Origin of the sequence: Pseudoalteromonas sp. P1-26 (genome assembly GCF_001401795.1) — a bacterium.
GTDB lineage: Bacteria > Pseudomonadota > Gammaproteobacteria > Enterobacterales > Alteromonadaceae > Pseudoalteromonas.
Genome location: NZ_LKDX01000001.1, coordinates 128,527 through 153,965 on the forward strand (window position 1 = coordinate 128,527; position 25,439 = coordinate 153,965).

Sequence of the window (25,439 nt, forward strand, 5' to 3'; positions counted from 1 at the left end):
ATGGAAAAACTATTCTCGTACGGTACCTTACAGTACCCGCAGGTTCAGCTTGATACCTTCGGGCGTTTGCTCGAAGGTCAACCTGCTACGCTAACTGGGTATGTCATTGGTGAAGTCGAGATCACCGACGAAGCCGTACTTAAAAGTAGTGGTCAACGTTTTCACCCGGCTTTAATCAAAACAGGCAAACAAACTGATATTGTTAATGGCACTATCTATTTAATCACCGAACAAGAGCTTGCTCAGGCAGATACTTACGAAGTAGATGATTATCAGCGAATTGCAGAAACATTCCAATGTAACAACCAAGCTTGGCTATATGTTGCAAAAAACAGCCTTTAATTTACAAATATAAAACAAAAAGACCCAAATTAAGAACAAAAGCTGCTATTATCCTCCCCATTAATAAGTACTAATTATTTGCTAAAGGACTAAACATGGGGTCGGCATTTTCACCCTTACGCGATACCGTTATTTATGTGGGTGAGTGGCAACTTAACACTCAGCAGCAAACCATCAGCGATGGCACTCATAAGCGTGAACTAGAACCTTTATTATTTAAATTACTGTGTTTCTTTATTGAGCATAATGATCGCATTATCACTCGCCAAGAGCTGGTAGAAAATATTTGGCAACAAAGCTTTGTTGATGACAATGCCATTAACCGTGCCATCTCTGAACTAAGAAAAACTCTTAAATCAGAAAAACAGCCCGGGCAAACCATTAAAACCCATTATCGCAAAGGTTATAGCCTATTTATTGAAGTTAAGCCTCTTGATCACACTGTGAGTACAGAGCCGCTAAAAACAGAAAATGTAATAACAGTAGATAAAGACGCTGATACTCAAGTTAAACCTACGGCCATTAATGAACAAAAAGCGCATTCTTCACGCTGGCCATGGCCTTTTGCAGCGTTAGTGCTTGGTTTATTGATTACTGCTATTTGGTTATTTTCACAACAGCCTAAAGCAAATGATGAAGTACAAAACGACGCGCCATTTTTAGACCTACAAGCTGAAACCATTTCATGGCATAAAGGCTCTCACTATCGTTTGATGCTAAGCCATGACAAAACTAAGCTTGCTTATATTCTAGAAAATGATGGTCAAAGTCTTTTTGTCGTCGACCTAACCACTAAAAAAGAATACGTGATTGCCTCTGGCAATATCTTTTTACAGGGTTGGTCTGAGGATGGAGAGCGATTATTTTACGGCTCTTGTGAAAACAAAGACTACAGCGATTGCATCACTTGGCAAGCAAGCAACCTGTTATCAAGTGAAGCGTTAATAAAGCCACGTATCAACCAATCTTTACTTAATTCTCAGCCAAGTCAGTACATTGAAGTTGGTGATGTCGCAATTTCAAGGCGTAATAATTACCGTGGCTTAACTCATTTATATGCTTTATATGCACAAGATTTAAAAACCGGTGAAGAAATTCGCATTAGCACACCCAATATCACTGGCACTGGGGACTTTATTTTAACAACTATAAAAAACCCGAGCCGCATCATCTTTGAGCGCCATAATGTTGGCCAAGTAGAGATATACATGGCGAATTTAGATGGCAGCTCGCTAAAGCTTTTAACTACCAACGATTACCGTGCATGGGTAGCAACATATGATGAGCAGACCAACTCACTAATTTGGTATAGCCGCGGCACCTCAACTATTGAATCGTTCTCTTTTGATAGTATGAGTCGACAACCCGCTATAACAGCGCCAGTAAAACGAGCAAATTATGCTTACCCTTTAAGCAAAGAAAGTGTGTTGATCAGTACTGACCTTCACGATAAAGATGCCGCAGTCTTTGACCTTAATTCAAAAACAATGAGTTACATCGCCACAGCGAATAAGCATGAAGACGACTTAGTCGCATTAGCCAATAATGATGTTTACTTCTCTGACTTTGAGTTTTCAGAACGACAACACTGGCTCAGAAAAACAAACCAATACATCAATATCACTGGCAAAATTGGTGAAGATAGTTCAGTAATTGCAGCAAATAGTGACAGTAGCCGACTTGTTAGCTTTAATAAAACCAATCAGCAATTAACATTATTAAATGCTGCTGATTTCTCAGAAATTAAGCACTGGACACTTCCTGGTAGTACCAAGCTGGCAGCTATAAGGGGTAACAAGATTGCCGTGCTATATACCGATCTTAGCAATCAGCTAAATCAAATAATGATTCTTCACACCAACAGCGATGAAGTGATTAAAAGCACTATAGATACACCCCTAGCTATTGCATGGTATGACGATACACAGCTGATTGTGCATTCTAAATACGATAAATACCTGCTTTTAGACAGCGATAACAACACCTATAGTGAGCTGACTACACCAGATAAACTAACTGAGTTAAAGCCTTCTATTGTGTCGATGGCAAGTAACCTACATAGTTTGTATATCGCCACTGATACTGAAGTTTTCAGCATTAATTTAGCCACAATGCAGGGCGTTGAGTCAGTACTTCAAATGAAGCCTTCTCACTATATATCGCGCCTTAATGCTAAAAACGACAAGCTGGCAGTGACCTTCTTAACTGCCAACAATCAAAATAGCATTGAGCTCTACACTAAAAAAAGCGCAGAGTAATTTACGACTTTAACTGTTTTAGAATACCTTGCTCGATATCGGACTGGTTATAAACTCCGCTATCGAGCACCCAGCCTGTGACTAGGCTCGCCGGTGTCACATCAAATGCCGGGTTATAAACCTTTGCGTTAGTCGGTGCCCACATTGCTTCACCAAAACTACCACTAACACCTCGCACTTCGTTGGGTCTGCGTTGCTCAATTTCGATATCTGCACCACACACCGTTTGTGTATCAAGTGTAGTAAGTGGCGCAACGACATAAAATGGAATGTTATGGAAATGCGCTAACACAGCAAGGTTATAAGTGCCGACTTTATTGGCAAAATCACCATTTGCAGCAATACGGTCTGCACCTACAAAGATTTTATCTACTTTGCCCGCAGCCATTAAACTCGCCGCCATGTTATCGCAAATCAAGGTATAAGGAATTTGCCAGCGCTCAAGCTCAAAAGCCGTTAAACGACCGCCTTGCAGTAGCGGTCGTGTTTCATCAACCCAAACATGAATATCACCATGGCGTTGCTGAGCTTTATAAATAACCCCTAATGCAGTGCCGACACCTGCAGTCGCTAACGCACCAGTATTACAGTGCGTTAAAATGTTATCTCCCTTATTTACCAAAGCCGCACCACGTTCTGCCATGCTATCGCAAAGGGCAATATCTTCTTTAAATAACTGCTCAGCAGTAGAGACAACAGCTGCAACATAATCAGTCTCTGTTAGCGCTACGCGTAACTTGGCCATGCAGTGCATAAGGTTTACCGCTGTTGGGCGTGTCGCTTCAAGCTCATCTATAGCAACCGCAAGTGCTGATTGACTCATGCCTTGCTCAGCTAGGTGTGAAACCAATAAGCTCGCACCTAAGCCGATTAAAGGTGCGCCCCGGATTTTCAAAGTCAGAATCAAATCTTTCATCGTTTCAACATCGTTACATACATGCCAATGCTGTTGATGTGGCAATAAATACTGATCAAGCACGGTTAGCGTACCTTGCTGATATTTAATACTGCTGGCGATGAGATCTTGCATACTGAATCCGAATAACTAATGAATAACTAATTTAAGTGAATAGTTATTTTACATCAGTTTTGATAACTAACAAGCTAGATGTATGGACATCTAAACGCTTACAAGGTATAGAATGCTCAAAGTTAATTGTATTACGAGATAGAGCCATGGCTAAATACACTGCCTTTAATGCAGAGCATGCTGTTGATTACATTAAAGAACTTGTTAAAAATGAACTAATTTCAGTCTTCCCTGCTGATGCAGCACTGACTGCATACGAGTTTGGAGACGGAAACTTAAACTTAGTTTTTCGGGTTGCTGATCAGCACAACAACAGTGTAATTCTAAAGCAAGCACTCCCTTATGCCCGCTGCGTAGGTGAGTCATGGCCATTATCGTTAGACCGCGCCAGAATCGAAGCCGAAGTATTGATTAATCATGGTAAGTTATGCCCAGAGCATACCGTGGCGATATTGCATCACAATGTAGAGCTGGCATTAACCGTGTTAGAAGATTTAGGTGAGTTACAAATTTTACGTGGCGCACAAATCAACGCAGAGCAATTTCCATTATTGGCCAGTCATGTTGCGCTCTACTTAAGCCGAACAGGCTTTTATAACTCAGACTTTTACTTATCTGCTGAAGATAAAAAAGCCAAAGTCAGTCAATTTATTAATCCTGATTTATGTAAGATCACAGAAGACTTATTCTTTACTGATCCGTACATTGAGCATGAGCGCAATAATTTCCCAACAGAGCTTAATGAGCACGTCGAAAGTATTCGAAATAATGATGCTTTAAAACTGGCCGCAGCGAAATTAAAAGCTAAGTTCTTATCATGCCCGCAAACTTTATTGCATGGCGATATGCATAGTGGCAGCATTTTTGTTGATAGCAAAACCACTAAAATGATCGACCCAGAGTTCGGCTTTTTTGGCCCTGTTGGCTTTGATATCGGCTCATTTATGGGTAACTTGCTACTAAATTACTGTGCCCAAAACGCCCGTATTACAGAGCAAGCAAAACGCCGCCAGTATCAAACCCATTTATTAACCTGCTTACAAGACTGTTATAGCCAATTTGAGCAAAATTGGTTAAACCTAGCAAGCAGCGAAGCAACTGATATTAGCTTTGCAAACCGCGCCTTTAGCGAAGATTACTTACAACACGTATTGCGTGATGCGATTGGCTACTGTGGCGCTGAACTTATTCGCCGTACTATTGGTTTAGCCCATGTTGCAGATATAGACGGTATTGAAGATGCACAAGCTCGTTTAGCAGTACAACAGCAAACGCTCGTACTTGGCGAGCAACTGATGCTCAATGCCACAAGCTGTAACAATAAAGACGAGTTCTTTTCTTTATTAATCAGTTTATTAAACTGATAGTCAAAAAGTAAAAAGGCGCTCAATGCGCCTTTTAATTATTCAACTAGATTATTTATTGTAGTGCTCATACATTTTATCGAGCGGCTCTGATAAACCATTTTCTTGTACTACTCGCACATGCTGGCGAGCTAACTCGCGAGCACTTGATACACCACATGAGTGAGCAATCAGCCCTGCACCATAATGAATAAACTTATTATAATTGGCGACTCGTTGTGCCTTATCGGTCACATCAAGGCCTCGCTGTAAGCGTTCATTATGAGTCGTAATACCGGTCGGGCAGGTATCTTTATTACATTGTAGAGCCTGAATACAACCAAGCGAAAACATATGACCACGCGCCGACACAATAAAATCAGCCCCTAGCGCCAATGCCCAAGCCACTTTTGACGGTACGATTAGCTTACCCGATGCAATCACTTTCACTCGCTCTCTGAGACCATGTTTTTTTAGCAGATCAACAACCAAAGGCAGGCTCTCTCGTAGCGGTAAACCAACTGAATCCATCAAGGGTTGAGGGGCAGCGCCCGTGCCACCGTCGGCACTATCAATAGTGATAAAGTCAGGGGCAGATTCAATACCACGATTATTAATTTCGCTGAACAAGGTTTCGAGCCAAGTGTATTCACCAATCACCGCTTTAAAACCAGTTGGTTTACCTGTGGTACTGCGTACCGTTTCAATCATATCGAGTAAATCTGCTGGGCATTTAATCTCTGGATGACCATTTGGACTAATCGAGTCATGCCCTTCAGGAATACCCCGAATTTTTGCAATTTCAGCAGTCACTTTGCGCCCTGGTAACATCCCCCCTTTACCGGGTTTAGCGCCTTGACTCATTTTAATTTCGAACATTTTAACTTGTTCGTGCTCAGCAATCGCTTTGAGTTTTTCGGTGCTTAATTTACCGTGCTCATCTCGTACACCATATTTTGCCGTGCCAATCTGAAACACAATATCAGCGCCACCTTCAAGGTGGTAAGGGCTGAGCCCTCCTTCACCGGTATTCATCCAACAACCTGCTAACTTTGCACCTCGCGATAGTGCGCGAACAGCGGGTTTAGATAAGGCACCAAAGCTCATACCTGAAATATTAAATAACGAGTTTGTTGTATAAGGAGCTTGGCAGTAAGGTCCTAACGTGACTTCGCTCGGGTCGAGTGCGTCTTCATCTAAAGTCGGAAACGCACAGTTCATAAACATCACAGTACCTGTTGCTTCAAGGCTCTGGGTTGAACCAAAGGCCGTAGTACGGTCAACATTTTTCGCAGCACGATAAACCCAGCTTCGCTCAGCACGATTAAATGGTAGCTCTTCCCTATCCATGGCAAAAAAGTATTGTCTGAAGAATTCACCTTGGCGTTCAAAAAAATAACGAAAGCGGCCGATCACCGGGTAATTACGGCGAATCGCCTGCTTAGATTGCGTCACATCACTAATGTAAAAGCACACAATCACAAGCAAACCTATGCCGAGTGCAAAAATAAACAAGCTGGCAAAAACATCGATACTAAAAATTATAAAATCACTCATCCAAGGCCCCTTTGTGAAATGACATCCTTCAAAGCATATAAGGTGTTTATATTACGTGCAATAAACAAAAAAGGCGTGATGTAAGTCACGCCTTTTCGTTTCTTTTATGCCGCTATGCTGCTCGTTTGGCTAATTCAGCTTTAATATAAAGTTGAATTTGCTCTTCAAGCACTGACATTGGCACTGAGCCATGACGTAATATTTGATGGTGGAATTCGCGAATATCGAAATCTTGACCAAGTGCTTGCTCAGCTTCGTGGCGTAAACGTTTAATTGTTAGCTCACCAATTTTGTATGACAACGCTTGTGCAGGCCATGAAATATAACGGTCAGTTTCGGTCTTCACGTTGTGTAATGAAAGCGCGGTGTTTTCGCTCATAAACTTCATTGCGCGTTCGCGGCTCCAGCCATACATATGCATACCTGTATCAACTACTAAACGTGCTGCACGCCACATTTCATAGGTTAAACGACCAAAATCACTGTATGGGTCTTGATAAAAGCCCGCCTCGATACCTAAAAACTCCGAATATAAGCCCCAACCTTCACCAAATGCCGACAAATATGCATTACGGCGATAACTTGGTAATGACTCAAGTTCTGCATTTAGCGAGATTTGTAAATGATGCCCTGGTACAGCTTCGTGTAAAGTTAATGCTTCAAGAACATACAACGGGCGCTTATCTAGCGCATAAGTATTAACCCAGTAATAACCCGCTTGATCATCACGGCGAGAACCTGAGTAACGGCCGGTTGTATATTTAGGGGCAATACTCTCTGGCACTGGCGCAACACCGTACGGCATTCTTGGCAAGGTGTGGAATAACTTAGGTAACTGCGCATCCATTTTCTTGGCGATGTAAGACGCTTCTTTTAGTAAATCTTTTGGTGTTTTTGCGTAAAATTGCGGATCAGTACGTAAAAAGTGCACAAAATCAGCAAACGAGCCTTCAAAGCCTACTTTCTCAATAATTTTTTCCATTTCTGCACGAATACGCGCAACTTCTTGTAAACCCAGCTCATGGATTTCTTTTGGCGTCATATCTGTGGTGGTGTAGTACTTAGCGCGATTTTCGTAAAACGCTTTGCCATTCGGTGTACTTGAAATACCAATATCTGTACGTGCACCCGGTTGATACTCATTGTTAAAGAAAGTTAAGTAACCTTGATATGCCGGAATAACTTGTTCTTTGATAATGGTTTGCGCTTGCTTTTGTAGCGCTGCAAACTCGCTATCACTTAAACCTGCCGTGTTATTTAAAAATGGTTTGTAAAATTCAGACTGTGTCGCATCATCAACAATATAAGCCGTGATTGAGTCTGGATAACCTTCTAAAACAGCCTTTGGTTGGGTTAAACCCACTTCAAGACCTTTACGCATCCAGCCGATATTTTGCGAAAAATAGCGGGGAATTTGCTGTAATTTAGCAAGATATAGCTGGTAATCTTGTGGTTTTGTGTAATCTGAGCTTGATATCATAAATGATAGGCTAGAATGGAAGCCATACTCAGATGTCAGCGGCATATAGTGCGCATTAAACACATATTCATCGACACTATTTTGCACTTGGCCACGCAAAATAGTCAGGTTAATGCGGTTTTCTTCCGATAACTTATCACGGTCGATAGCGTCTAGCTCGGCAAGTAACTCAGTATTCTTCTTGTATTTTTGTTCTAAAAATTCAGCCGATAGATTTTCTAATAAATAACCATCAACGCCATTTTCTTTACCATATGGGCTGATGCTTTGGCGGTAATTAACAATATTTTCGGCTACTTGAGTAAATTGCTGATCAGCATCAATATTTGTTACTTGGCAAGCGCTTAAAGTACAAGCTAAAGCAACCGCAATAACAGAACGGTTTAAAGTTCGCGACAGTGTTTGTTTCATAGCATTCTTTTTAGTTTTAATCAGTATCGCTAAAGTAGCGCAGCACTGGCTAAAACCCAAGCAAATGCGACCAAGCTCAGGTTAAATACGCTCAAATTAACAGCGTTGTGTAAATAAGAATGAGCAAGGTTTAAGCAATTTTTAATTACACTTGTTAAAGTTGTTGAGAAAATCAGCTAATAGACACAAACGAAACAAATTTAAGTTCCAAAATTAGCGATTTTGCTTTTAAATAGACTGATTACAGATTACTGTAGACTCAGTATTTATGCTTGGAAGCAAATAAACTTTACGGAAGAGATGATTAATTGGTTGATATGCGTATTTAGTGGTATTGAAAAATGATGTTCCATGATCCCATGGCTATTGCTCAAGAAAAAATGACAAAGGTATGTATCTTTTTAGAACATCATGCATTACCGCCGTCACCACTTAACTACCAAGTTGTTTACACCTACGTCAGTCAGTCTAACCCAAAACTTAACGCCGCTATTGACCGTGCCATCGCACAAAGAAAAACCATCGATTGTGTCTATGTAGAACAGCTTTATTTCGATTTTATAGAGCAAGGCCATAAAATGAAAACCGCCATTGTTCGCAACGTTGACTCAGTCATTAACACTCTTTCACGTAATGCTAGCAATAACGAACAAAATATTGTGCGCTTTGCAGATCAAGTTAGTGACTGTGTGCATTCAATCGATGAAAACAATATTGAGCAAACGCGTCACGCATTAAAAATGCTCAGTAAGCAATCAGAAGTGCTGCTCAACCAGCACCGTCAATTTAAGCAAGAAATAGCAAAAGCCAAATCACTGCAAGAAAAAACCCAAAAACAACTCACTCAATTACGCAAACAACACATTACCGACCAACAAACAGGCTTATATAAGCGCCATTACTTGAATCAACAAACCCAACTTTGGGTTGGCCAAAATAAAGCGGTTTGTGCTATCTCTATTCACATTGAGAACTTAAACCATTTTATTGAAAACTATGGCGATGTCATTGGTGAAGTCATTTTGAGTAAAGTCGCCAAGCAAGTGCAAAAGTACGTACAAGAAAGCGGTTTACCTGGGCGCACAAGTAAAGATGAATTTACCATCTTACTTGCTGATATAGAGCCTGAAACGGCGAACTTAATTGCCGAAAAAGTACGAAATGGCGTAGAAAAGCTGCGCTTTGTCAGCTCAAAAAATGGCACCAAACTTCCTGCTATCACTCTGGCCCTAGGCATCGCTAAACATGAAGGCGATGGCGACTTTAACAGCTTAGCCCGTAAAGCCTCTTTAGCGGCCGCTAAAGCCAAGTCACTTGGACAAAGTAGTTTTATTGCCGGCCAATAAAGTTCAAAACTGCGCTAAGTCATGAAAAGCCATGCTAATCTGATGATTTAGTTATAATCAAATTGCACCCCACAGCTACAATCAAGTACACTAGTCTTTATTGCCACGATAGAGATTAATCATGAACGAGAATCAAGAAAAGACCACGCATTTTGGCTATAAAACCGTTGCTGAAAACGACAAAGCATCAATGGTTGCAGATGTATTCCACTCAGTCGCTGCAAAGTATGACGTAATGAATGATCTTATGTCGTTCGGTATTCATCGTTTATGGAAACGCCAAACTATTGCAAGTTCAGGTGTTCGCAAAGGTCACTATGTATTAGATCTTGCCGGCGGTACAGGTGATTTAACCGCTAAATTTAGTCAGTTAGTGGGTGAAACCGGTCAGGTTATCTTAGGCGATATTAACTCTTCAATGCTGAAAGTTGGCCGTGAGAAACTTCGTAACCTTGGTCGTGTTGGCAATATCGAATATGTTCAAATGAATGCAGAAGCATTACCATTTCCTGATAACAGCTTCGACTTAATTACAATTGCCTTTGGTCTTCGTAACGTGACCGATAAAGATAAAGCTCTGCGTTCAATGTATCGTATTCTTAAGCCCGGTGGCCGTTTACTCGTGCTTGAGTTCTCAAAACCAGAACAAGAAATATTAAGCAAAGCCTACGATTTCTACTCATTTAATATCTTACCTAAGATGGGTGAGCTGGTTGCGAATGATGGCGAGTCTTATCAATATCTTGCTGAATCAATCCGTATGCATCCAGATCAAGAAACATTAAAAGGCATGATGGAAGATGCAGGTTTTGAACAAACCAGTTATCAAAACCTTACTGGCGGTATTGTTGCCCTTCACCGTGGTTTTAAATACTAAAAATTCTGTAAATTAAGTAGGTAACGCGATGTTAGCAAACGCTCTGTTATCACTAGTCGAACGAATCATTAATCAACTGCTGCAGTTAGACCCTCAGTTAAAGGGTAAGCTTACTGCAATTGCTGATAAACAGCTGTTGATTGAGATACGTGATTGGCAACAGTCAATTTTGTGCGTTTACAGCGACGAGCAAATTCACTTATACAGTACGCAAGAGCGTGGTTTTGACTGCATGATCAGCGCCGATATCGACACCTTGTTGGCGCTTAAAGATCCATCAATGCTCACGCAACTAATTCGCCAAGATAAGCTCGACTTACAAGGCGATTTAAATCTTGCACAAGGTTTCAGTAATGCATTTGCTGAGCTTGATATTGATTGGCCAGAACATTTTTCTCGGTACATTGGCGATGCCCCAGCGCAACAGTTGTGGCTCTCTATTCAAGCTTTAAAACGTCGTGGCTCACAAACGAAAAGTAAGTTAGAAAACACCTTAACAACGCTTTGCCAAGATGAGTTAGCAGTGACTATACACCCGCTTGAGCTTGCTGAATTTAAACAGCAAAACCGCCAATTAAAAAGCCAAGTATCTCAATTAGAGATGCGAATTAACGCGCTGTTACAGTCTCGCTAATGCGCTAAGGAACTTGTGTGTCGTCTGCTCGTCTTTATTACATCACTAAAACCCTACTGAGCTATGGCTTAGACGAATTAATTCCACGTAAACGAGTGCCTTGGTTTGCCAAACTCGCCCGTGGCAGCTTATTTTGGTTACGTAACCAACATAAAGATAAACCTGCAGGTATGCGCTTACGACTTGCTCTGCAAGAGCTTGGCCCTGTATGGATCAAGTTTGGCCAAATGCTTTCAACACGCCGTGATTTACTCCCTCATGATGTCGCATTAGAGCTTGCACTACTACAAGATCAGGTTGAACCTTTTGAAGGTGAACTTGCCCAGCAGCTTATCGAAAAAGCGCTGGGTATTAATGATATTAGTGAATTGTTTAGTGATTTTTCGCAAACACCTTTAGCATCAGCCTCGATTGCACAAGTTCACACGGCAACCTTAATTGATGAGCATGGCGCACCACAAGATGTGGTAATTAAAGTCATTCGCCCTAACATTAAAGAGCAAATTGATGCCGACTTAATGCTAATGCAAAAAGTCGCGCGCTTAGTTGCTAAGCTATTAAAAGAAGCCAAACGTTTACGCCCTATTGAGGTAGTAAACGAGTACAAAAAAACCTTGCTCGATGAGCTCGACCTAATGCGCGAAGGGGCGAATGCGATTCAGCTACGCCGTAACTTTGAAGACTCAGATTCGCTCTACATTCCTTTTGTTTACAGCGATTACAGCCGCAGTAACGTATTAGTAATGGAGCGCATTTACGGTATTCCGGTATCAGATACCGACGCATTGCTGGCACAAAATACCAATATGCAGCTGCTAGCTGAGCGCGGTGTCGAAGTATTTTTCACACAAGTATTCCGTGATAGTTTCTTCCACGCTGATATGCACCCAGGTAATATTTTCGTTTCTCGCGAAAACCCTCATAACCCAAAATATATCGGTATTGATTGCGGTATTGTAGGCACCCTTAATCGTGAAGATAAGCGCTATTTAGCAGAAAACTTTATTGCCTTTTTTAACCGTGATTACCGCCAAGTAGCACAACTACACGTTGATTCTGGCTGGGTACCCGCCGATACCAGCATTGAAGAGTTTGAGTTTGCCATTCGTACTGTGTGTGAGCCAATTTTCAATAAACCACTGGCCGAAATCTCGTTTGGCCATGTGTTAGTCAACCTGTTCAATACGGCTCGTCGCTTTAATATGCAAGTTCAACCGCAATTAGTGTTACTGCAAAAGACGCTGTTGTATGTTGAAGGCCTTGGCAGACAACTGTATCCGCAGCTTGATTTATGGAAAACCGCTAAACCTTTTCTAGAAGATTGGGTCAAAGAACAAGTTGGTCCGCTTGCAGTAATGAAAAAAATGTATGCGAACTTGCCATTTTGGGCAGAAAAAATGCCTGAATTACCTGATTTAATTTATCAAAACTTAAAGCGTCAACAACAACCTGTACAATTGCCAGCGCCGCAATCTGCTAAACCTTTGTTACTCAGCATCTTTGCTGGCAGCTGCTTGATTGTTTCAGGCTTATGTTATTTGCAGCATGACTTAGTTGCCACTGCAATTACCGCAGGCTTTGCTGTAGCAGGCTTTATTGCAGCATGGCGTAGCGCATAAACTAAGTGCTATTTATGTTTTGGTGAGTATAATCGAGACAAGTCTATTCGATAAATTTGAAAAAACGGAGTAACCCATGGGTTTTGGTGGTATCAGTATTTGGCAATTAATCATTATTTTGGCAATCATCGTATTGTTATTTGGCACAAAAAAACTTCGTGGCATCGGCGGTGATTTAGGTAGCGCAGTAAAAGGCTTTAAAAAAGCCGTATCTGATGATGACCAAGCTAGCGCTAAAAGCGAACAAATAGAACAAGCTTCTAACACGCAAAACAAAGAAACCGTAGAGAAAAGCAAAGACGACCATAAGGCTTAATCAACATGGGGATGTGGGAACTTGTTGTCGTACTGATCGTGGGTCTAATTGTATTAGGCCCAGAGCGCTTGCCTGTGGCAATTCGCACGGTTAGCCGCTGGGTAAAAACCTTAAAGTCAGTCGCCAACTCAGTGAAAGCAGAAGTGAACGAAGAACTCCGTATCCATGAGCTTCACGAAAACTTAAAAAAAGCAGAGCAACAAAACTTGCAAGAACTATCTCCAGATCTGCAGGACTCTGTAAACGAACTTCAAAAGGCTGCTCAGTCAGTCACCCACAGTTACAAAAAAGACACGCCTGAAAAAGCAGAAAGTAACAATAATGACGAAAAAAAGTGAATTTAATCTCTGCTTTTGTGGTCAATAACAATGATGATGAATAGTAAACTATGACCGAGCAAGCTCACACAGGCTTTGTTGGCCACTTAATTGAGTTACGAAATCGACTCATGAAAGCTTTGTTAAGCATTTTGCTAATATTTATCGCCTTGGTGTACTTTGCCAACGATATATATAGCTTTGTTGCAGCACCACTTATTGCAAACTTGCCTAGCACTGCCACCATGATCGCAACGGATGTAACGGCACCTTTTTTTGCACCGTTTAAACTCACCTTATTTGTGGCGTTATTTGCTGCTATTCCTATGATACTGCACCAAGTTTGGAGTTTTATAGCACCTGGCTTGTATCAACATGAAAAGCGTATGCTAATGCCAATTTTGGCCTCTAGCATTTTGCTATTTTATAGTGGTATCGCATTTTGCTACTTTGTGGTGTTACCTATTATTTTAGGTTTTTTCACTAACACTGGCCCTGATATGATGACATTAGCGCCTGATATTAGTAGCTACTTAAGTTTTGCTTTAAAACTATTTTTTGCTTTTGGTATTGCCTTTGAAATACCTGTTGCCATCATGCTGTTATGCTGGAGTGGCGCAACAACAACGAAAAGTTTAAAAGAAAAACGACCTTATATCGTGGTAGGTGTATTTGTGGTTGCCATGTTTTTAACACCTCCTGATGTACTGTCACAAACATTACTAGCATTACCCATGCTGTTATTATTTGAATTAGGTTTAATTTTGGCTGCATTTTATACCGCCAAACCTCAACAGGAATCAGAGGAATAAATGAAAAAACAACTCATTCCATTCGTTGCACTGTTAACGATTACTGGCACTGCACAAGCAAACGAAGTTAACTTACAAGCATTGCAAGCCTGTACTTTTGTTGAAAATGATTTTAACCGCTTACTTTGTTACGACAACGTGATGGCAGGTAAATCACTATCAAAGCCTGCGACAAAGAAACAAATTGAACAACCTGTTGCAAGCTCAGCTGCAGCTGCTTCCCCAGCACCTGTTGCCGCAGCAGGAGCAACAAATGAACAAATCGTAAGAACAAAAAATGAAGACTTTGGTTTAGAGCATAAAGAAGTTGCTAAAGTAAACGATGACCAAATTAGCGCTAGTGTAAAAAGCGTGAAAAAAGCCCCTTACGGTGAACTCATCATCGAACTTGATAATGGTCAACAATGGCGTCAAGTTGGCTCTGATAGCTTACGTCTAAAAAAACAAGATGTTGTGGTTATTGAACGTGGCGTTTTCAATTCTTTCCTTTTAAAAGTTGAAGGCCAAAACCGTTCGATTCGTGTAAAGCGCACTAACTAATGAGCATTTCGCTGGTTGATGCTGGCGTCAACTTAAGCAATCATCAATTTGATGATATTCATGAAGCTGTGTTACAACGTGCCGCTGAGGCAAATGTAACGCAGCTGCTTCTTATCGGCTGCGATCTGCAAAGTAGCCAAGCCTCTCTTAACCTCGCCAAACAATTTAAGCAATTTTGCACTGCGGGGGTTCACCCTCATGATGCAAAAACCGCCGACGAACACCTTGAAGAACACTTAACAACGCTTAGCCAAAACCAGGAAGTAGTTGCTATTGGTGAATGTGGCCTCGATTACAATCGTGACTTTTCTCCTCGGGACGTTCAGCGCAGCGTTTTTAGACGCCAACTGCAGCTAGCTGAGCAGCTGAATATGCCAGTGTATTTGCATGAGCGAGATGCTAGTGAAGATATGCTCGCAATTTTAAGTGACTTCAAAGTACGAGGCGTATTGCACTGCTTTACGGGGGATGAAAAAGCGCTACAAAGTTACCTAGCAATGGAGCTTTATATCGGTGTTACGGGTTGGGTCTGCGATGAACGCCGTGGTGAGCAACTACAAGCCTTAGTGCCATCAATCCCTTTAGAACGCTTGTTAATCGAGACTGATGCGCCTTTTTTAATGCCAAGAAATATTAGACCAAGACCGAAGTCTCGTCGCAATGAACCTCAGAACCTTCCTTATGTGTGTCAGCAAATTGCTGATTTAAAAGGCTGTGAATTTACTGAAGTGGCAAAACAAACTACACTAAACTTTCAGCAATTATTTTCCATAAAGGGTTAAGATGAAGCGCCTATGGTCACTTTGTGGCGTACTCTTCGTTTTTTTATTTACTCCTTATTTATTGGCTAACCCACTTATTGTTAGCTCACAATTTAAGTCTCAACATACGCTAAATGTTGAGTACACCCTTGATCCTATTACTCAACAACAAGCATTTAGCAATGCTAATGTAAAATGGCTGAAAAACCGAGGTGAAACCTTAAATCTAGGCATGACTTTAAAGCCTCTGTGGCTCAAGCTATCGATAAAAAACACATCGTTAAATGATGTCCCCCTGATATTATCGATAGATAACCCTTTACTAGATGAAGTAAGCGTCTTTCATCTGCAAGGTGGGCATGTGTTATTTAACACCAAAATTGGTGACGCCGTTCCTTTAGCTAGTCGGCAAATTAAAAATGAATCGCTGCTAGCCTCATTAACTATTCCAAAAGCCAGCCATTCCGAAATCTTCCTCAAAGTTAAAAACAATGGTGGTTTAAGAGTGCCCCTAAGCCTTTGGAGCCCCTCTGAATATCTAAAACATAAAAGTAAGTTCAATTTATTATACGGCTTATTAGTCGGTTTTATTTTATCTCTCGCACTCACTAATTTAGTGCTTTATGGCTTCTCTAGACGCCGCTATTTCGCCTACACAGGGTTATTACTTACCTTACTTTGGTTGTCGCTAGCCTACCTTTATGGCTATGGTTATCGTTACTTACAACCGAGCGGTTCATCGTTTCAACAGTTAACTATTCCGACTCTATTTTTTATCTGTGGTGCGTTATTTGTGCCCTTGCAAGGCTATATATTCGGCTTTACCAAATCTCGCTTAAATCGCTTTCAGTATTGGCTAGCGTGGGCGGTTGTACTTATTACTGTAACAATGTGGTTCTTACCTATTCATATTGCTATTACACTTTGCTTATTAAGTTTACCTGTGGTGCTTATCATCTTTGCAAGTATTGCTCTAAAGCAGTTTAACCGTGAGTATAAACAGCCTTGTAGCGCTTTTCTAATCGCCCTATTCGCTTTCTTCTGCGCCATTATTTACAGCGCACTTGGGGTATTTAACCCGTTTAATTTAAATATCGGAGTGCTGTCACTTACCTTTATTTGCTTTTTGGTTTGTAGCTTAAGTTTAAGCTATGCAGTTATAAAACTGTTTTTGATGCAGCGCGATGCTGAAGTTGCAGCACAACAAAATGCCTTAGCTGAGAGCAAAGCTAAAGATACTTTAATGCGCGAGCGCCTTGAACTGCAAGAACAAGCTCGCCAAGACCTTGAAGCGAATATCGAGGAGCGTACCTTTGAGTTACAAGTGACATTACGCGAGCTTGAAGAGAAAAACCGAGAGCTTGAACAACTCAATATGGAAGACGCGCTGACAAAAACCAAGAACCGCCGTTACTTCGATAAAAAGCTACTAATGGATATTCGCCGCTCGCGACGTGAACAAACACCTTTAGCCATCATCATGTTAGATATTGACCATTTCAAAGTAATTAATGACACCTACGGTCATTTAACCGGTGATCAAACCATTCAATCAGCTGCCGATGTCATTAAACAGCACCTGAAACGACCTCTCGATGAAGTGGCGCGCTACGGCGGCGAAGAATTTGTCGTGCTGTTGCCTAATACGCCACTGACAGGTGCATTAGAAATTGCCGAACAAATACGCAAAGCAGCCCAAAATACTGATATAATAGTTGCCGGAACAACGATTAAATTTACTTTGAGTGCAGGTGTTTACAGCGCAATTGCTGAAGACATTAATAACCCAAGTTTATTCACTGACTATGCCGACAAAGCCTTATATCATGCCAAGCAAACAGGTCGAAATCGCGTAGTGAGTTATCCTCTACCAGACTAGGAGTATACAAAGCATGGCCCAATCAGGACTCGACCTTTTCCCTTATACACGTATGCGCCGCATGCGTCGTGATGACTTCTCTCGTCGCCTAATAGCTGAAAACCAACTAACTGTTAATGACCTTATTTTTCCTGTATTTGTGTTAGAAGGTAAAAACCGCCGCGAAGCTATTGAGTCTATGCCTGGCATTGAGCGTCTTTCTATCGATTTACTACTTGAAGAAGCAAAAGAGCTTGTTGAATTAGGTGTCCCTGCTGTGGCAATTTTCCCGGTAACACCGAGCGATAAAAAATCTCTACTTGCTGAAGAAGCCTATAACCCAGATGCATTAGCACAACGCACTGTTCGCGCACTTAAAGAAGCTTTTCCTACATTAGGTGTGATCACAGATGTTGCACTTGACCCGTTCACTGTTCATGGTCAAGACGGCATTATCGATGAAGACGGTTATGTGATTAACGATGTAACAACTGAAATTTTAGTTAAACAAGCGCTATCGCATGCCGAAGCGGGTGCGGATGTAGTCGCACCATCAGACATGATGGATGGACGTATTGGTGCTATTCGTGAAGCACTCGAAGCCGAAGGTCATATCCACACTCGTATTATGGCTTACTCTGCAAAATACGCTTCAAGCTACTATGGCCCATTCCGTGATGCGGTAGGCTCTGCAGGTAACTTAAAAGGGGCAGACAAAAAGACCTATCAAATGGACCCAGCCAACTCAGATGAAGCGATTCGTGAAGTAGCCCTCGATCTGCAAGAAGGTGCAGACATGGTGATGGTAAAACCAGGTATGCCATATTTAGATGTAGTACGCCGCGTAAAAGATGAGTTTGGTGTACCCACTTTTGCTTACCAAGTAAGTGGTGAATATGCCATGCATAAAGCAGCCATTGATAACGGCTGGCTTGCAGAAGAAGCAATAATCATGGAATCATTACTAGCATTTAAACGTGCTGGCGCCGATGGCATCCTGACTTATTTTGCAAAACAAGCAGCTATTTGGTTAAAAAATAACTAATCTAAAGTAAATGTTCTAAAAATTGGTAATTATTCCTATTTTATTAACATTTTGTATTTAATTTGTCATAGATTTTTCTTAAAGTACTGTGTCCCATATTGGGACTTTTATAATACATACACGGGAAAAATAATGATAAATACAAAATTAACGCCGCTCGCGCTTGTGATTGCAAGCCTGAGCGCACCTGCTTCTGCCAACCTAATCATCTCTGAATACGTTGAAGGAAGCTCTAACAATAAAGCGGTAGAGCTTTACAACACTTCTGGTGCTGAGCTATCGCTTGACGGTTACACCATCTCTTTATACTCAAATGGTAATGGCGATTTAGCAGATCCTAATAACAGCTTAGCTTTAACCGGTACTCTTGCAGCAAATGCAACCTACGTTATTGTTAATGCAGGCTCTGCAGATGAGTTAAAAGCCAATGCGGACATTGAATCAACAATCACTTATTTCAACGGTGATGACGCATTAGTGCTAACTAAAGACGGTGCAATTGTTGATAGCTTTGGTCAACTGGGCGTAGATCCAGGTTCAGCATGGGATGAAGGCGGCGTTTCAACACAAAATAAAACACTTCGCCGTAAAGCTACAATCACTTCAGGCCGTACTGATGCAACCTCAGCGTTTAATCCAAGCGATGAGTGGGAGCAATTCGACCAAGACGATTTCAGCAATATAGGTCAATATGGTGAGAGCACAGAGCCAACGCCTGAACCAGAGCCAGTTACTCCTCTTGAGTGTGGTGCAGAAAAAACCTTAATCAGCGCAATTCAAGGTGAAGGCGGCGACAGCCCGCTTATAGACACTGAAGTAGAAGTTGAAGGTGTTGTTACAGCTGACTTCCAAGGTGATGACCAACTAAAAGGCTTCTTCATTAGCTCACTTGCTGCTGATATTGATGAAAATGCACTTACTTCTGAAGGTGTATTCGTTTATTTCGCAGATACCGACGTTGCTGTTGGTGACCATGTGCGCGTTAAAGGTAGCGTGGCTGAATACTACAGCGCAACACAACTAGGCGATGTTAGCCAAGTTGAGATCTGTGCGACAGGTTTATCTACTGACGCAACCGCTATTTCTTTACCAGTTACTGACGTGGCAGACCTTGAAGCTTACGAAGGTATGTTAGTAACTATAGATCAACCTTTAGTCGTTAATAACAACTACGGTCTTGGTCGCTATGGTGAAGTTGACTTAGGTACTGAGCGTTTATACCAAGGTACTCAAGTTGCGCTACCAGGCGATACAGCAAATGCTGTTGAAGCTGAAAACCTGAAAAAACAAATCTTAATCGACGATGGTTCAACAAAGCAAAACCTTGATCCTATTGCCTACCCAGGTACGGGCCTTGATGCCTATAACACGTTACGTTTAGGCGATACTGTTAATACGATTACGGGTGTAATGGGGTACAGCTTCGACCGTTACCGTATTCACCCAACAGTACAACCTGAATTCACTGCAACTAACCCTCGTACAGATGCTCCAGAGCTTAACGAAGATGCAGACCTACGTGTAGCAAGCTTCAACGTATTAAACTATTTCAATGGTGATGGCCAAGGCGCAGGCTTCCCTACTAGCCGTGGTGCTGATAGCGAAGAAGAGCTGATTCGCCAAGAAGCTAAATTAGTTAGCGCAATTACAGCTATTAACGCTGATGTTATTGGCTTAATGGAAATCGAAAATGACGGTTTCGGTGAAAATAGCGCTATTGCTAGCCTAGTATCTGCACTTAATGATGAAGATGCAGAAAATACCTACGCATTTGTTGATTTCGGTGTTGACCAAATTGGTACTGATGCAATCACAACAGCACTGATTTATCGATCAAATAAAGTATCTGAAGTTGGTAAGGCTGCTCATACTACAGTAGAACCTTTCGATTACAGTAATCGCCCGCCAATTGCACAAAGCTTCCAATCTCTTGAAAGCGAAGAAATCTTCACTGTTGCCGTTGCCCACCTAAAATCTAAAGGCGGCTGTGGTAGCGCTGAAGGTAATAATGCTGACTTAGGCGATGGTCAAGCATGTTGGAATGAAATCCGTGTTGCGGGTGCAAATGCATATGCTGATTGGTTAGCAACTTACCCAACTGAAGTTGAAGATGAAGATATCATCCTAGTCGGTGATATGAACTCTTATGCGATGGAAGATCCTATCCGTGCATTTGCAGACAAAGGTCTGAAGAGTGCGGTTGCAGAACTAGACGGCGACACATTAGGTTACTCTTATAGCTTCTCTGGCCGCATTGGTAGCCTTGACCACGCACTAGTCTCTGAATCTATGCTTGCTAAAGTTGTCGCTGCTACGGATTGGCATATCAATGCCGATGAGCCAATCAGCCTAGACTACAACCTTGAGTATAAGTCATCGACACAACAAGCTAGCCTATACTCTGACAATGCATACCGCGCATCTGATCACGACCCAGTGATTGTTGATATTCAATCTGCAGAGCCTATTCCTGCAGAGCAGGCACCAGTAATCGAAGCGAGTCAATCATTCGAAATCGTAGAAAATAGTGAAATTGGCGCTGTGATTGGCCAACTAGTTTTCTCTGATGGTGATGCTGATTACACCCCAGTAGTAAGCTTTAGCATTGAAGGTGAGCATGCTGATGCGATTGCAATTAGTGCTGCAGGTGAAATCACAGTGGCTAAAGAGCTAGACTTCGAAGAAGAAGACAAGCTTACGCTGATGATCCGTGCAGAAGATAGCGCAGGTAACCTATCAGAAGCACAACTGCTATACATCAACATCACAAACGATGAAGCTGATGATGAAGTAGAAGATGTAGCTGAAGAAGTTGAAGAAGAAACAGAAGAAGAGTCAAAAGACGATGATTCTGGTTCATTTGCTTGGTTAAGCTTACTTGCTTTACCATTTGCACTTCGTCGTCGTATGAAAAAATAAACGACACTGCATATGAATAAGGCCGCATTTCGCGGCCTTTTTTATTTCAGTTCACTTAATTTAGCATTATTGAGGCTTGCTAGTATTAGGCTTTACATTGCAGATTAGGCTTTATGGCACAACCTGCTTTTGACTTATAGAGCTTAGCAATGTCAATCTGTTGCAGCTCATCAATCTGCCAGTTCATAAACTGGTGTGTTTTACCATTCGCTAAGGTAATTTTAAATACTGTGATGAATGCCATTGGGTTAAATTCAACAGTGACAATATCTTCAGCGTTGATGTAACGCTTACCTAATCCTCGCGAATAACAAATCCCCGCCTTGTAACAGTGTAAGAAGCGCAGTTCTAAAAAATTTAATAGAGTAATAAATAGCAGAACAGGCAACAATAGCATCAAAATTGATGCTCCTAGCAAAGTAACGCTTAATGCAACAAGAATAGCCAGTGCTATCTTGCTTCCCTGTAGAGTCCAATTAGGACTTAACTTAATCGTTTTCATGAGTATATTTCTATAGTTGTAATATTTAATAAGCAGACGTTTAATACAAAATGATTAAAAAATCATTCGGGCGCCATTTTACATAGACTAAAAAAGGTACACAAGGTACAAAAAAGCACTTTTTTACTAGAACAAAGTAATTAGCCTACAACTTACTAATAAGCTTATATATTTCTTGAAAACTAAATTTGTATTAAAATCGTACAATTTAAGATCAGCAGCACTTAAATCGTATTAGCTATTTAGAAAATACTTTAAAAGTGCGATATCTGTACCGGTACATTAATAACTCAAAGCTGAATGGTTAATTAACATACAAAGGAAAGAAATGATTACTTTGTAATCGAAAAAATTACGACAATACATTTACGATTTTTAGGCAATAAAAAACCCGCAACAAGTGCGGGTTTTTTTAAAAGAAGTTAAGAAGCTAATTACTTAGCAGCTTTTTTCTCTTTTTCTGCAGCGATTACTGTTTCAGCAACGTTTGCAGGACATGGTGCGTAGTGTGAGAACTCCATAGAGAACTGACCACGACCAGAAGTGATAGTACGTAAGTGGCCGATGTAACCGAACATTTCAGAAAGTGGTACATCACCCTTGATGCGAACGCCCATTGCGCCAGCTTCTTGGTCTTTGATCATACCACGACGACGGTTAAGGTCACCGATTACGTCACCTACGTTGTCTTCCGGAGTGAATACGTCAACTTTCATGATTGGCTCAAGAAGTTGTGCACCCGCTTTAGGGATAGACTGACGGAAAGCGCCTTTAGCAGCGATTTCGAACGCGATTGCTGATGAGTCAACTGCGTGGAAAGCACCGTCGAAAAGCTCAACTTCAACGTCTAATACTGGGAAGCCAGCTAGAACACCTTCTTGCATCATTGATGCGAAGCCTTTCTCAACTGCAGGCCAGAATTCTTTAGGTACGTTACCACCAACAACTGATGAAGAGAACGTGAAGCCTGAGTTTTGCTCGCCTGGCTTGATGCGGTAATCGATCTTACCGAATTGACCAGAACCACCAGATTGTTTCTTATGCGTGTAGCTATCTTCGATTTCTTTCGTGATAGTTTCACGGTAAGCAACCTGAGGTTGACCAACAACTAGGTCTACGCCGTAAGTACGCTTAAGGATATCTACTTTGATATCTAAGTGAAGCTCACCCATACCTTTAAGGATGGTTTCGCCTGAATCTTCGTCAGTTTCAACTTGGAATGAAGGATCTTCTGCAACCATCTTACCGATCGCGATACCCATCTTCTCGTTACCGCCTTTGTCTTTAGGAGCAACAGCGATTGAGATTACTGGATCAGGGAAGATCATCGCTTCAAGTGTACATTCGTGCTTAGGATCACAAAGAGTGTGACCAGTTTGAACGTTCTTCATACCAACAACAGCGATGATGTCACCCGCTTGTGCTTCAGTAAGTTCGTTACGCTCGTCAGCTTGCATCTCAACCATACGGCCGATACGCTCTGTTTTACCAGTTGCTGAGTTAAGGATTGTGTCACCTTTCTTCATGCGACCAGCGTAGATACGGATGAACGTAAGTGCACCGAAACGGTCGTCCATGATTTTGAACGCTAACGCTTTAAGTGGCTCATCTGCAGAAACAGTTGCTACTTCACCAGTAGGCTCACCAGTTTCAGGATCAGTTAGAGGTTGTGGGTCAACTTCTGTAGGCGAAGGTAGGTAATCTACAACCGCGTCTAGTACTAACTGCATACCTTTGTTTTTGAATGCAGAACCACAGTATGTTGGGAAGAACGCAAGATCACGAGTACCTTTACGGATACAACGTTTGATGTCTTCTAGAGAAGGCTCTTCACCTTCCATGTAAGCCATCATTAGGTCTTCGTCTTGCTCAACAGCAGACTCAACAAGCATCTCATGGTATTCATCAACTTTGTCTACCATGTCAGCTGGAACGTCTTGTACTTCGTAGTTTTCAGGAAGACCAGTGTCATCCCAAACGTATGCTTTTTTCTCAAGTACGTCTACAACACCAATGAATTGGTCTTCGATACCGATTGGTAAAGTCATAACTAGTGGGTTAGCACCTAGTACTTTCTCAACTTGACCTACAACGCGGTAGAAATCAGCACCCATACGGTCTAATTTGTTTACGAAGATTACACGTGCAACTTCTGATTCGTTCGCATAACGCCAGTTAGTTTCTGACTGCGGCTCAACACCACCAGAACCACAGAATACACCGATACCACCGTCTAGTACTTTAAGTGAACGGTATACTTCTACTGTGAAGTCAACGTGTCCCGGAGTATCGATAACGTTTAAGCGGTGGCCTTTCCACTCACAAGTTACAGCTGCTGATTGGATTGTAATACCGCGCTCAGCTTCTTGTTCCATGAAGTCAGTAGTAGACTCACCGTCGTGTACCTCACCAGTCTTATGAATTTTACCCGTAAGCTTAAGGATACGCTCAGTGGTGGTAGTTTTACCCGCGTCAACGTGGGCGAAAATACCAATATTTCTGTACTTCGATAAATCTGCCATTATTTTACTCTTAATAAAGTCGAAAAATTATTCGGCGGGAGTATAGCATTACTTAAAGCGAACATCACCATCGAAGTCGCTTAAAATGCAATCAATTTTATAAAATTTTTCTATGCTCAGGATAAGCGGCACTTTTTAACGTGCCGAACAGTGAATTTATGCTACTAAAATCGCTAATTTAGCACTGATTTGGCTATTAAATGATGCGATTAGCTGCTTGTCATTTTATAACAGCGCTCAGGTCGCCCGATACTTCCGTAGCTCTGATCAGCACTGACTTGCTCAGCTTCAAGCAAGTATTCGAGGTAACGACGGGCTGTTGAGCGGCTTACGCCGACTAAATCACCCATTTGCTGAGCAGTAAAAGCCGTGCCAATATTCGCTCTAAAAGCTTTTAAGATCTTTTGCAAAGTAAGCTGATCCACCCCTTTTGGCAGCCTAACTGGGGCTTTTAACTGTTCTTGCGATCCAAATAAAGTATCGACCATAGATTGGGTTACTTCATCGGCATCTGACAAACATTGTTGCCTTGCTTCAAATCGCGCTAGCGCTTGATCTAAGCGATTTAGCATTAATGGTTTAACTAAGAAGTCACAGGCACCAAGCTGCATGGCTTTTTCCAGTGTTTCTACTTCTTTTGCTGCGGTTAACAGCATTACTTCGCTTTTCATTTCTTCGCGGCGTAATTCATTGAGTAAATCAAGGCCATTACCATCGGGTAAATGAATATCGAGCAAAATTAAATCGGCGTTAATCGCCGATAATAACGCTTTCGCAGTGGCAAGATTGCCTGCAATACCCACAACCTGATATTGCCCCTGACGCAGTGTTTGCCGCGTCCCTTGTTGGCCAGCAACGCCATGAGGAAGTAATAAGTATTGCGCCAATAATTGGGCTACTTCAACTTCGTCTTCAACAATGACAACTGAGTAAGTCATGTTCTTTACCTT

At 41.6% G+C, this 25,439-nt stretch carries 21 protein-coding genes; 15 read left to right on the forward strand and 6 right to left on the reverse strand.

Annotated features, from left to right (window positions below):
• The gene (locus tag AN394_RS00650; protein ID WP_055020559.1) at nt 1-342 is read left to right on the forward strand and encodes a gamma-glutamylcyclotransferase family protein; all 342 of its coding nucleotides are present in this window, start codon (nt 1-3) and stop codon (nt 340-342) included.
• A gap of 95 nt (nt 343-437) precedes the next feature.
• Nucleotides 438-2,600 (forward strand): winged helix-turn-helix domain-containing protein, encoded by a 2,163-nt coding sequence (locus AN394_RS00655; protein WP_055020560.1) that lies wholly within the window; start codon nt 438-440, stop codon nt 2,598-2,600.
• A 1-nt stretch (nt 2,601) separates the two neighbouring features.
• On the opposite strand, the gene mtnA is transcribed toward AN394_RS00655, so the two are convergent.
• Nucleotides 2,602-3,630 carry an S-methyl-5-thioribose-1-phosphate isomerase gene (mtnA, locus tag AN394_RS00660; RefSeq protein ID WP_055020561.1) on the reverse strand — a complete coding sequence of 343 codons (1,029 nt, stop codon included), beginning with the start codon at nt 3,628-3,630 and terminating at the stop codon, nt 2,602-2,604.
• 146 nt (nt 3,631-3,776) lie between these two features.
• Here mtnA and mtnK point away from each other — a divergent pair, with 146 nt between their 5' ends.
• Nucleotides 3,777-4,994, forward strand: a complete 1,218-nt coding sequence (gene mtnK / locus AN394_RS00665; RefSeq protein WP_055020562.1) for an S-methyl-5-thioribose kinase — start codon at nt 3,777-3,779, stop codon at nt 4,992-4,994.
• A 51-nt stretch (nt 4,995-5,045) separates the two neighbouring features.
• Here mtnK and AN394_RS00670 read toward each other — a convergent pair whose 3' ends face one another.
• Both AN394_RS00670 and AN394_RS00675 read right to left on the reverse strand, forming a co-directional pair.
• On the reverse strand, nt 5,046-6,530 hold the full coding sequence (locus AN394_RS00670) for an FMN-binding glutamate synthase family protein (protein WP_055020563.1): 1,485 nt from the start codon (nt 6,528-6,530) through the stop codon (nt 5,046-5,048).
• 112 nt (nt 6,531-6,642) lie between these two features.
• The gene (locus AN394_RS00675; protein WP_055020564.1) at nt 6,643-8,421 is read right to left on the reverse strand and encodes a DUF885 family protein; all 1,779 of its coding nucleotides are present in this window, start codon (nt 8,419-8,421) and stop codon (nt 6,643-6,645) included.
• A 359-nt stretch (nt 8,422-8,780) separates the two neighbouring features.
• Between AN394_RS00675 and AN394_RS00680 the strand changes: the two genes are divergently transcribed.
• The 12 genes from AN394_RS00680 (at nt 8,781) to AN394_RS00735 (ending at nt 21,465) form a co-directional block, all read left to right on the forward strand.
• On the forward strand, nt 8,781-9,767 hold the full coding sequence (locus AN394_RS00680) for a GGDEF domain-containing protein (RefSeq protein ID WP_055020636.1): 987 nt from the start codon (nt 8,781-8,783) through the stop codon (nt 9,765-9,767).
• Nucleotides 9,768-9,888: 121 nt separating this feature from the next.
• Complete coding sequence (gene ubiE, locus AN394_RS00685) at nt 9,889-10,644, forward strand: bifunctional demethylmenaquinone methyltransferase/2-methoxy-6-polyprenyl-1,4-benzoquinol methylase UbiE (protein WP_055020565.1); 756 nt, start codon at nt 9,889-9,891, stop codon at nt 10,642-10,644.
• Nucleotides 10,645-10,672: 28 nt separating this feature from the next.
• Nucleotides 10,673-11,278 carry an SCP2 domain-containing protein gene (locus tag AN394_RS00690; protein ID WP_055020566.1) on the forward strand — a complete coding sequence of 202 codons (606 nt, stop codon included), beginning with the start codon at nt 10,673-10,675 and terminating at the stop codon, nt 11,276-11,278.
• A 17-nt stretch (nt 11,279-11,295) separates the two neighbouring features.
• On the forward strand, nt 11,296-12,897 hold the full coding sequence (gene ubiB, locus AN394_RS00695) for a ubiquinone biosynthesis regulatory protein kinase UbiB (protein WP_054562923.1): 1,602 nt from the start codon (nt 11,296-11,298) through the stop codon (nt 12,895-12,897).
• A 76-nt stretch (nt 12,898-12,973) separates the two neighbouring features.
• Entirely contained in the window at nt 12,974-13,213 is a 240-nt protein-coding gene (gene tatA / locus AN394_RS00700; RefSeq protein WP_054562924.1) for a Sec-independent protein translocase subunit TatA, read from the forward strand.
• A 5-nt stretch (nt 13,214-13,218) separates the two neighbouring features.
• On the forward strand, nt 13,219-13,551 hold the full coding sequence (gene tatB / locus AN394_RS00705) for a Sec-independent protein translocase protein TatB (protein ID WP_054562925.1): 333 nt from the start codon (nt 13,219-13,221) through the stop codon (nt 13,549-13,551).
• Between the two features lie 50 nt (nt 13,552-13,601).
• Nucleotides 13,602-14,342, forward strand: a complete 741-nt coding sequence (gene tatC, locus AN394_RS00710) for a twin-arginine translocase subunit TatC (protein WP_054552341.1) — start codon at nt 13,602-13,604, stop codon at nt 14,340-14,342.
• Complete coding sequence (locus AN394_RS00715; protein WP_054562926.1) at nt 14,343-14,882, forward strand: hypothetical protein; 540 nt, start codon at nt 14,343-14,345, stop codon at nt 14,880-14,882.
• Entirely contained in the window at nt 14,882-15,664 is a 783-nt protein-coding gene (locus tag AN394_RS00720) for a TatD family hydrolase (protein ID WP_055020567.1), read from the forward strand. The genes AN394_RS00715 and AN394_RS00720 overlap by 1 nt, the downstream gene beginning before the upstream one ends.
• Before the next feature lies 1 nt (nt 15,665).
• A complete protein-coding gene (locus AN394_RS00725; RefSeq protein WP_082422923.1) occupies nt 15,666-17,522 on the forward strand; it encodes a diguanylate cyclase in 1,857 nt (618 codons plus the stop codon).
• A 13-nt stretch (nt 17,523-17,535) separates the two neighbouring features.
• Nucleotides 17,536-18,546: a porphobilinogen synthase gene (gene hemB, locus AN394_RS00730; RefSeq protein ID WP_055020568.1), complete on the forward strand. Its 1,011-nt coding sequence runs from the start codon at nt 17,536-17,538 to the stop codon at nt 18,544-18,546.
• A gap of 132 nt (nt 18,547-18,678) precedes the next feature.
• The gene (locus AN394_RS00735; protein WP_055020569.1) at nt 18,679-21,465 is read left to right on the forward strand and encodes an ExeM/NucH family extracellular endonuclease; all 2,787 of its coding nucleotides are present in this window, start codon (nt 18,679-18,681) and stop codon (nt 21,463-21,465) included.
• Nucleotides 21,466-21,550: 85 nt separating this feature from the next.
• On the opposite strand, the gene AN394_RS00740 is transcribed toward AN394_RS00735, so the two are convergent.
• From AN394_RS00740 to AN394_RS00750, 3 genes are all read right to left on the reverse strand, one after another.
• Entirely contained in the window at nt 21,551-21,967 is a 417-nt protein-coding gene (locus tag AN394_RS00740) for a hypothetical protein (protein ID WP_150114711.1), read from the reverse strand.
• 434 nt (nt 21,968-22,401) lie between these two features.
• Nucleotides 22,402-24,489: an elongation factor G gene (fusA, locus tag AN394_RS00745; RefSeq protein ID WP_054552334.1), complete on the reverse strand. Its 2,088-nt coding sequence runs from the start codon at nt 24,487-24,489 to the stop codon at nt 22,402-22,404.
• A gap of 209 nt (nt 24,490-24,698) precedes the next feature.
• Entirely contained in the window at nt 24,699-25,427 is a 729-nt protein-coding gene (locus AN394_RS00750; protein ID WP_055020571.1) for a response regulator, read from the reverse strand.
• Between the last annotated feature and the right edge of the window lie 12 nt (nt 25,428-25,439).

Bases quoted from the DNA above. Each gene is read 5' to 3' on its own strand.
- AN394_RS00650 (WP_055020559.1), top strand. From the start codon at position 1: ATGGAAAAACTATTCTCGTACGGTACCTTACAGTACCCGCAGGTTCAG.
- AN394_RS00655 (WP_055020560.1), top strand. From the start codon at position 438: ATGGGGTCGGCATTTTCACCCTTACGCGATACCGTTATTTATGTGGGT.
- mtnA (WP_055020561.1), bottom strand. From the start codon at position 3,630: ATGCAAGATCTCATCGCCAGCAGTATTAAATATCAGCAAGGTACGCTA.
- mtnK (WP_055020562.1), top strand. From the start codon at position 3,777: ATGGCTAAATACACTGCCTTTAATGCAGAGCATGCTGTTGATTACATT.
- AN394_RS00670 (WP_055020563.1), bottom strand. From the start codon at position 6,530: ATGAGTGATTTTATAATTTTTAGTATCGATGTTTTTGCCAGCTTGTTT.
- AN394_RS00675 (WP_055020564.1), bottom strand. From the start codon at position 8,421: ATGAAACAAACACTGTCGCGAACTTTAAACCGTTCTGTTATTGCGGTT.
- AN394_RS00680 (WP_055020636.1), top strand. From the start codon at position 8,781: ATGGCTATTGCTCAAGAAAAAATGACAAAGGTATGTATCTTTTTAGAA.
- ubiE (WP_055020565.1), top strand. From the start codon at position 9,889: ATGAACGAGAATCAAGAAAAGACCACGCATTTTGGCTATAAAACCGTT.
- AN394_RS00690 (WP_055020566.1), top strand. From the start codon at position 10,673: ATGTTAGCAAACGCTCTGTTATCACTAGTCGAACGAATCATTAATCAA.
- tatA (WP_054562924.1), top strand. From the start codon at position 12,974: ATGGGTTTTGGTGGTATCAGTATTTGGCAATTAATCATTATTTTGGCA.
- tatB (WP_054562925.1), top strand. From the start codon at position 13,219: ATGGGGATGTGGGAACTTGTTGTCGTACTGATCGTGGGTCTAATTGTA.
- tatC (WP_054552341.1), top strand. From the start codon at position 13,602: ATGACCGAGCAAGCTCACACAGGCTTTGTTGGCCACTTAATTGAGTTA.
- AN394_RS00715 (WP_054562926.1), top strand. From the start codon at position 14,343: ATGAAAAAACAACTCATTCCATTCGTTGCACTGTTAACGATTACTGGC.
- AN394_RS00720 (WP_055020567.1), top strand. From the start codon at position 14,882: ATGAGCATTTCGCTGGTTGATGCTGGCGTCAACTTAAGCAATCATCAA.
- AN394_RS00725 (WP_082422923.1), top strand. From the start codon at position 15,666: ATGAAGCGCCTATGGTCACTTTGTGGCGTACTCTTCGTTTTTTTATTT.
- hemB (WP_055020568.1), top strand. From the start codon at position 17,536: ATGGCCCAATCAGGACTCGACCTTTTCCCTTATACACGTATGCGCCGC.
- AN394_RS00735 (WP_055020569.1), top strand. From the start codon at position 18,679: ATGATAAATACAAAATTAACGCCGCTCGCGCTTGTGATTGCAAGCCTG.
- AN394_RS00740 (WP_150114711.1), bottom strand. From the start codon at position 21,967: ATGAAAACGATTAAGTTAAGTCCTAATTGGACTCTACAGGGAAGCAAG.
- fusA (WP_054552334.1), bottom strand. From the start codon at position 24,489: ATGGCAGATTTATCGAAGTACAGAAATATTGGTATTTTCGCCCACGTT.
- AN394_RS00750 (WP_055020571.1), bottom strand. From the start codon at position 25,427: ATGACTTACTCAGTTGTCATTGTTGAAGACGAAGTTGAAGTAGCCCAA.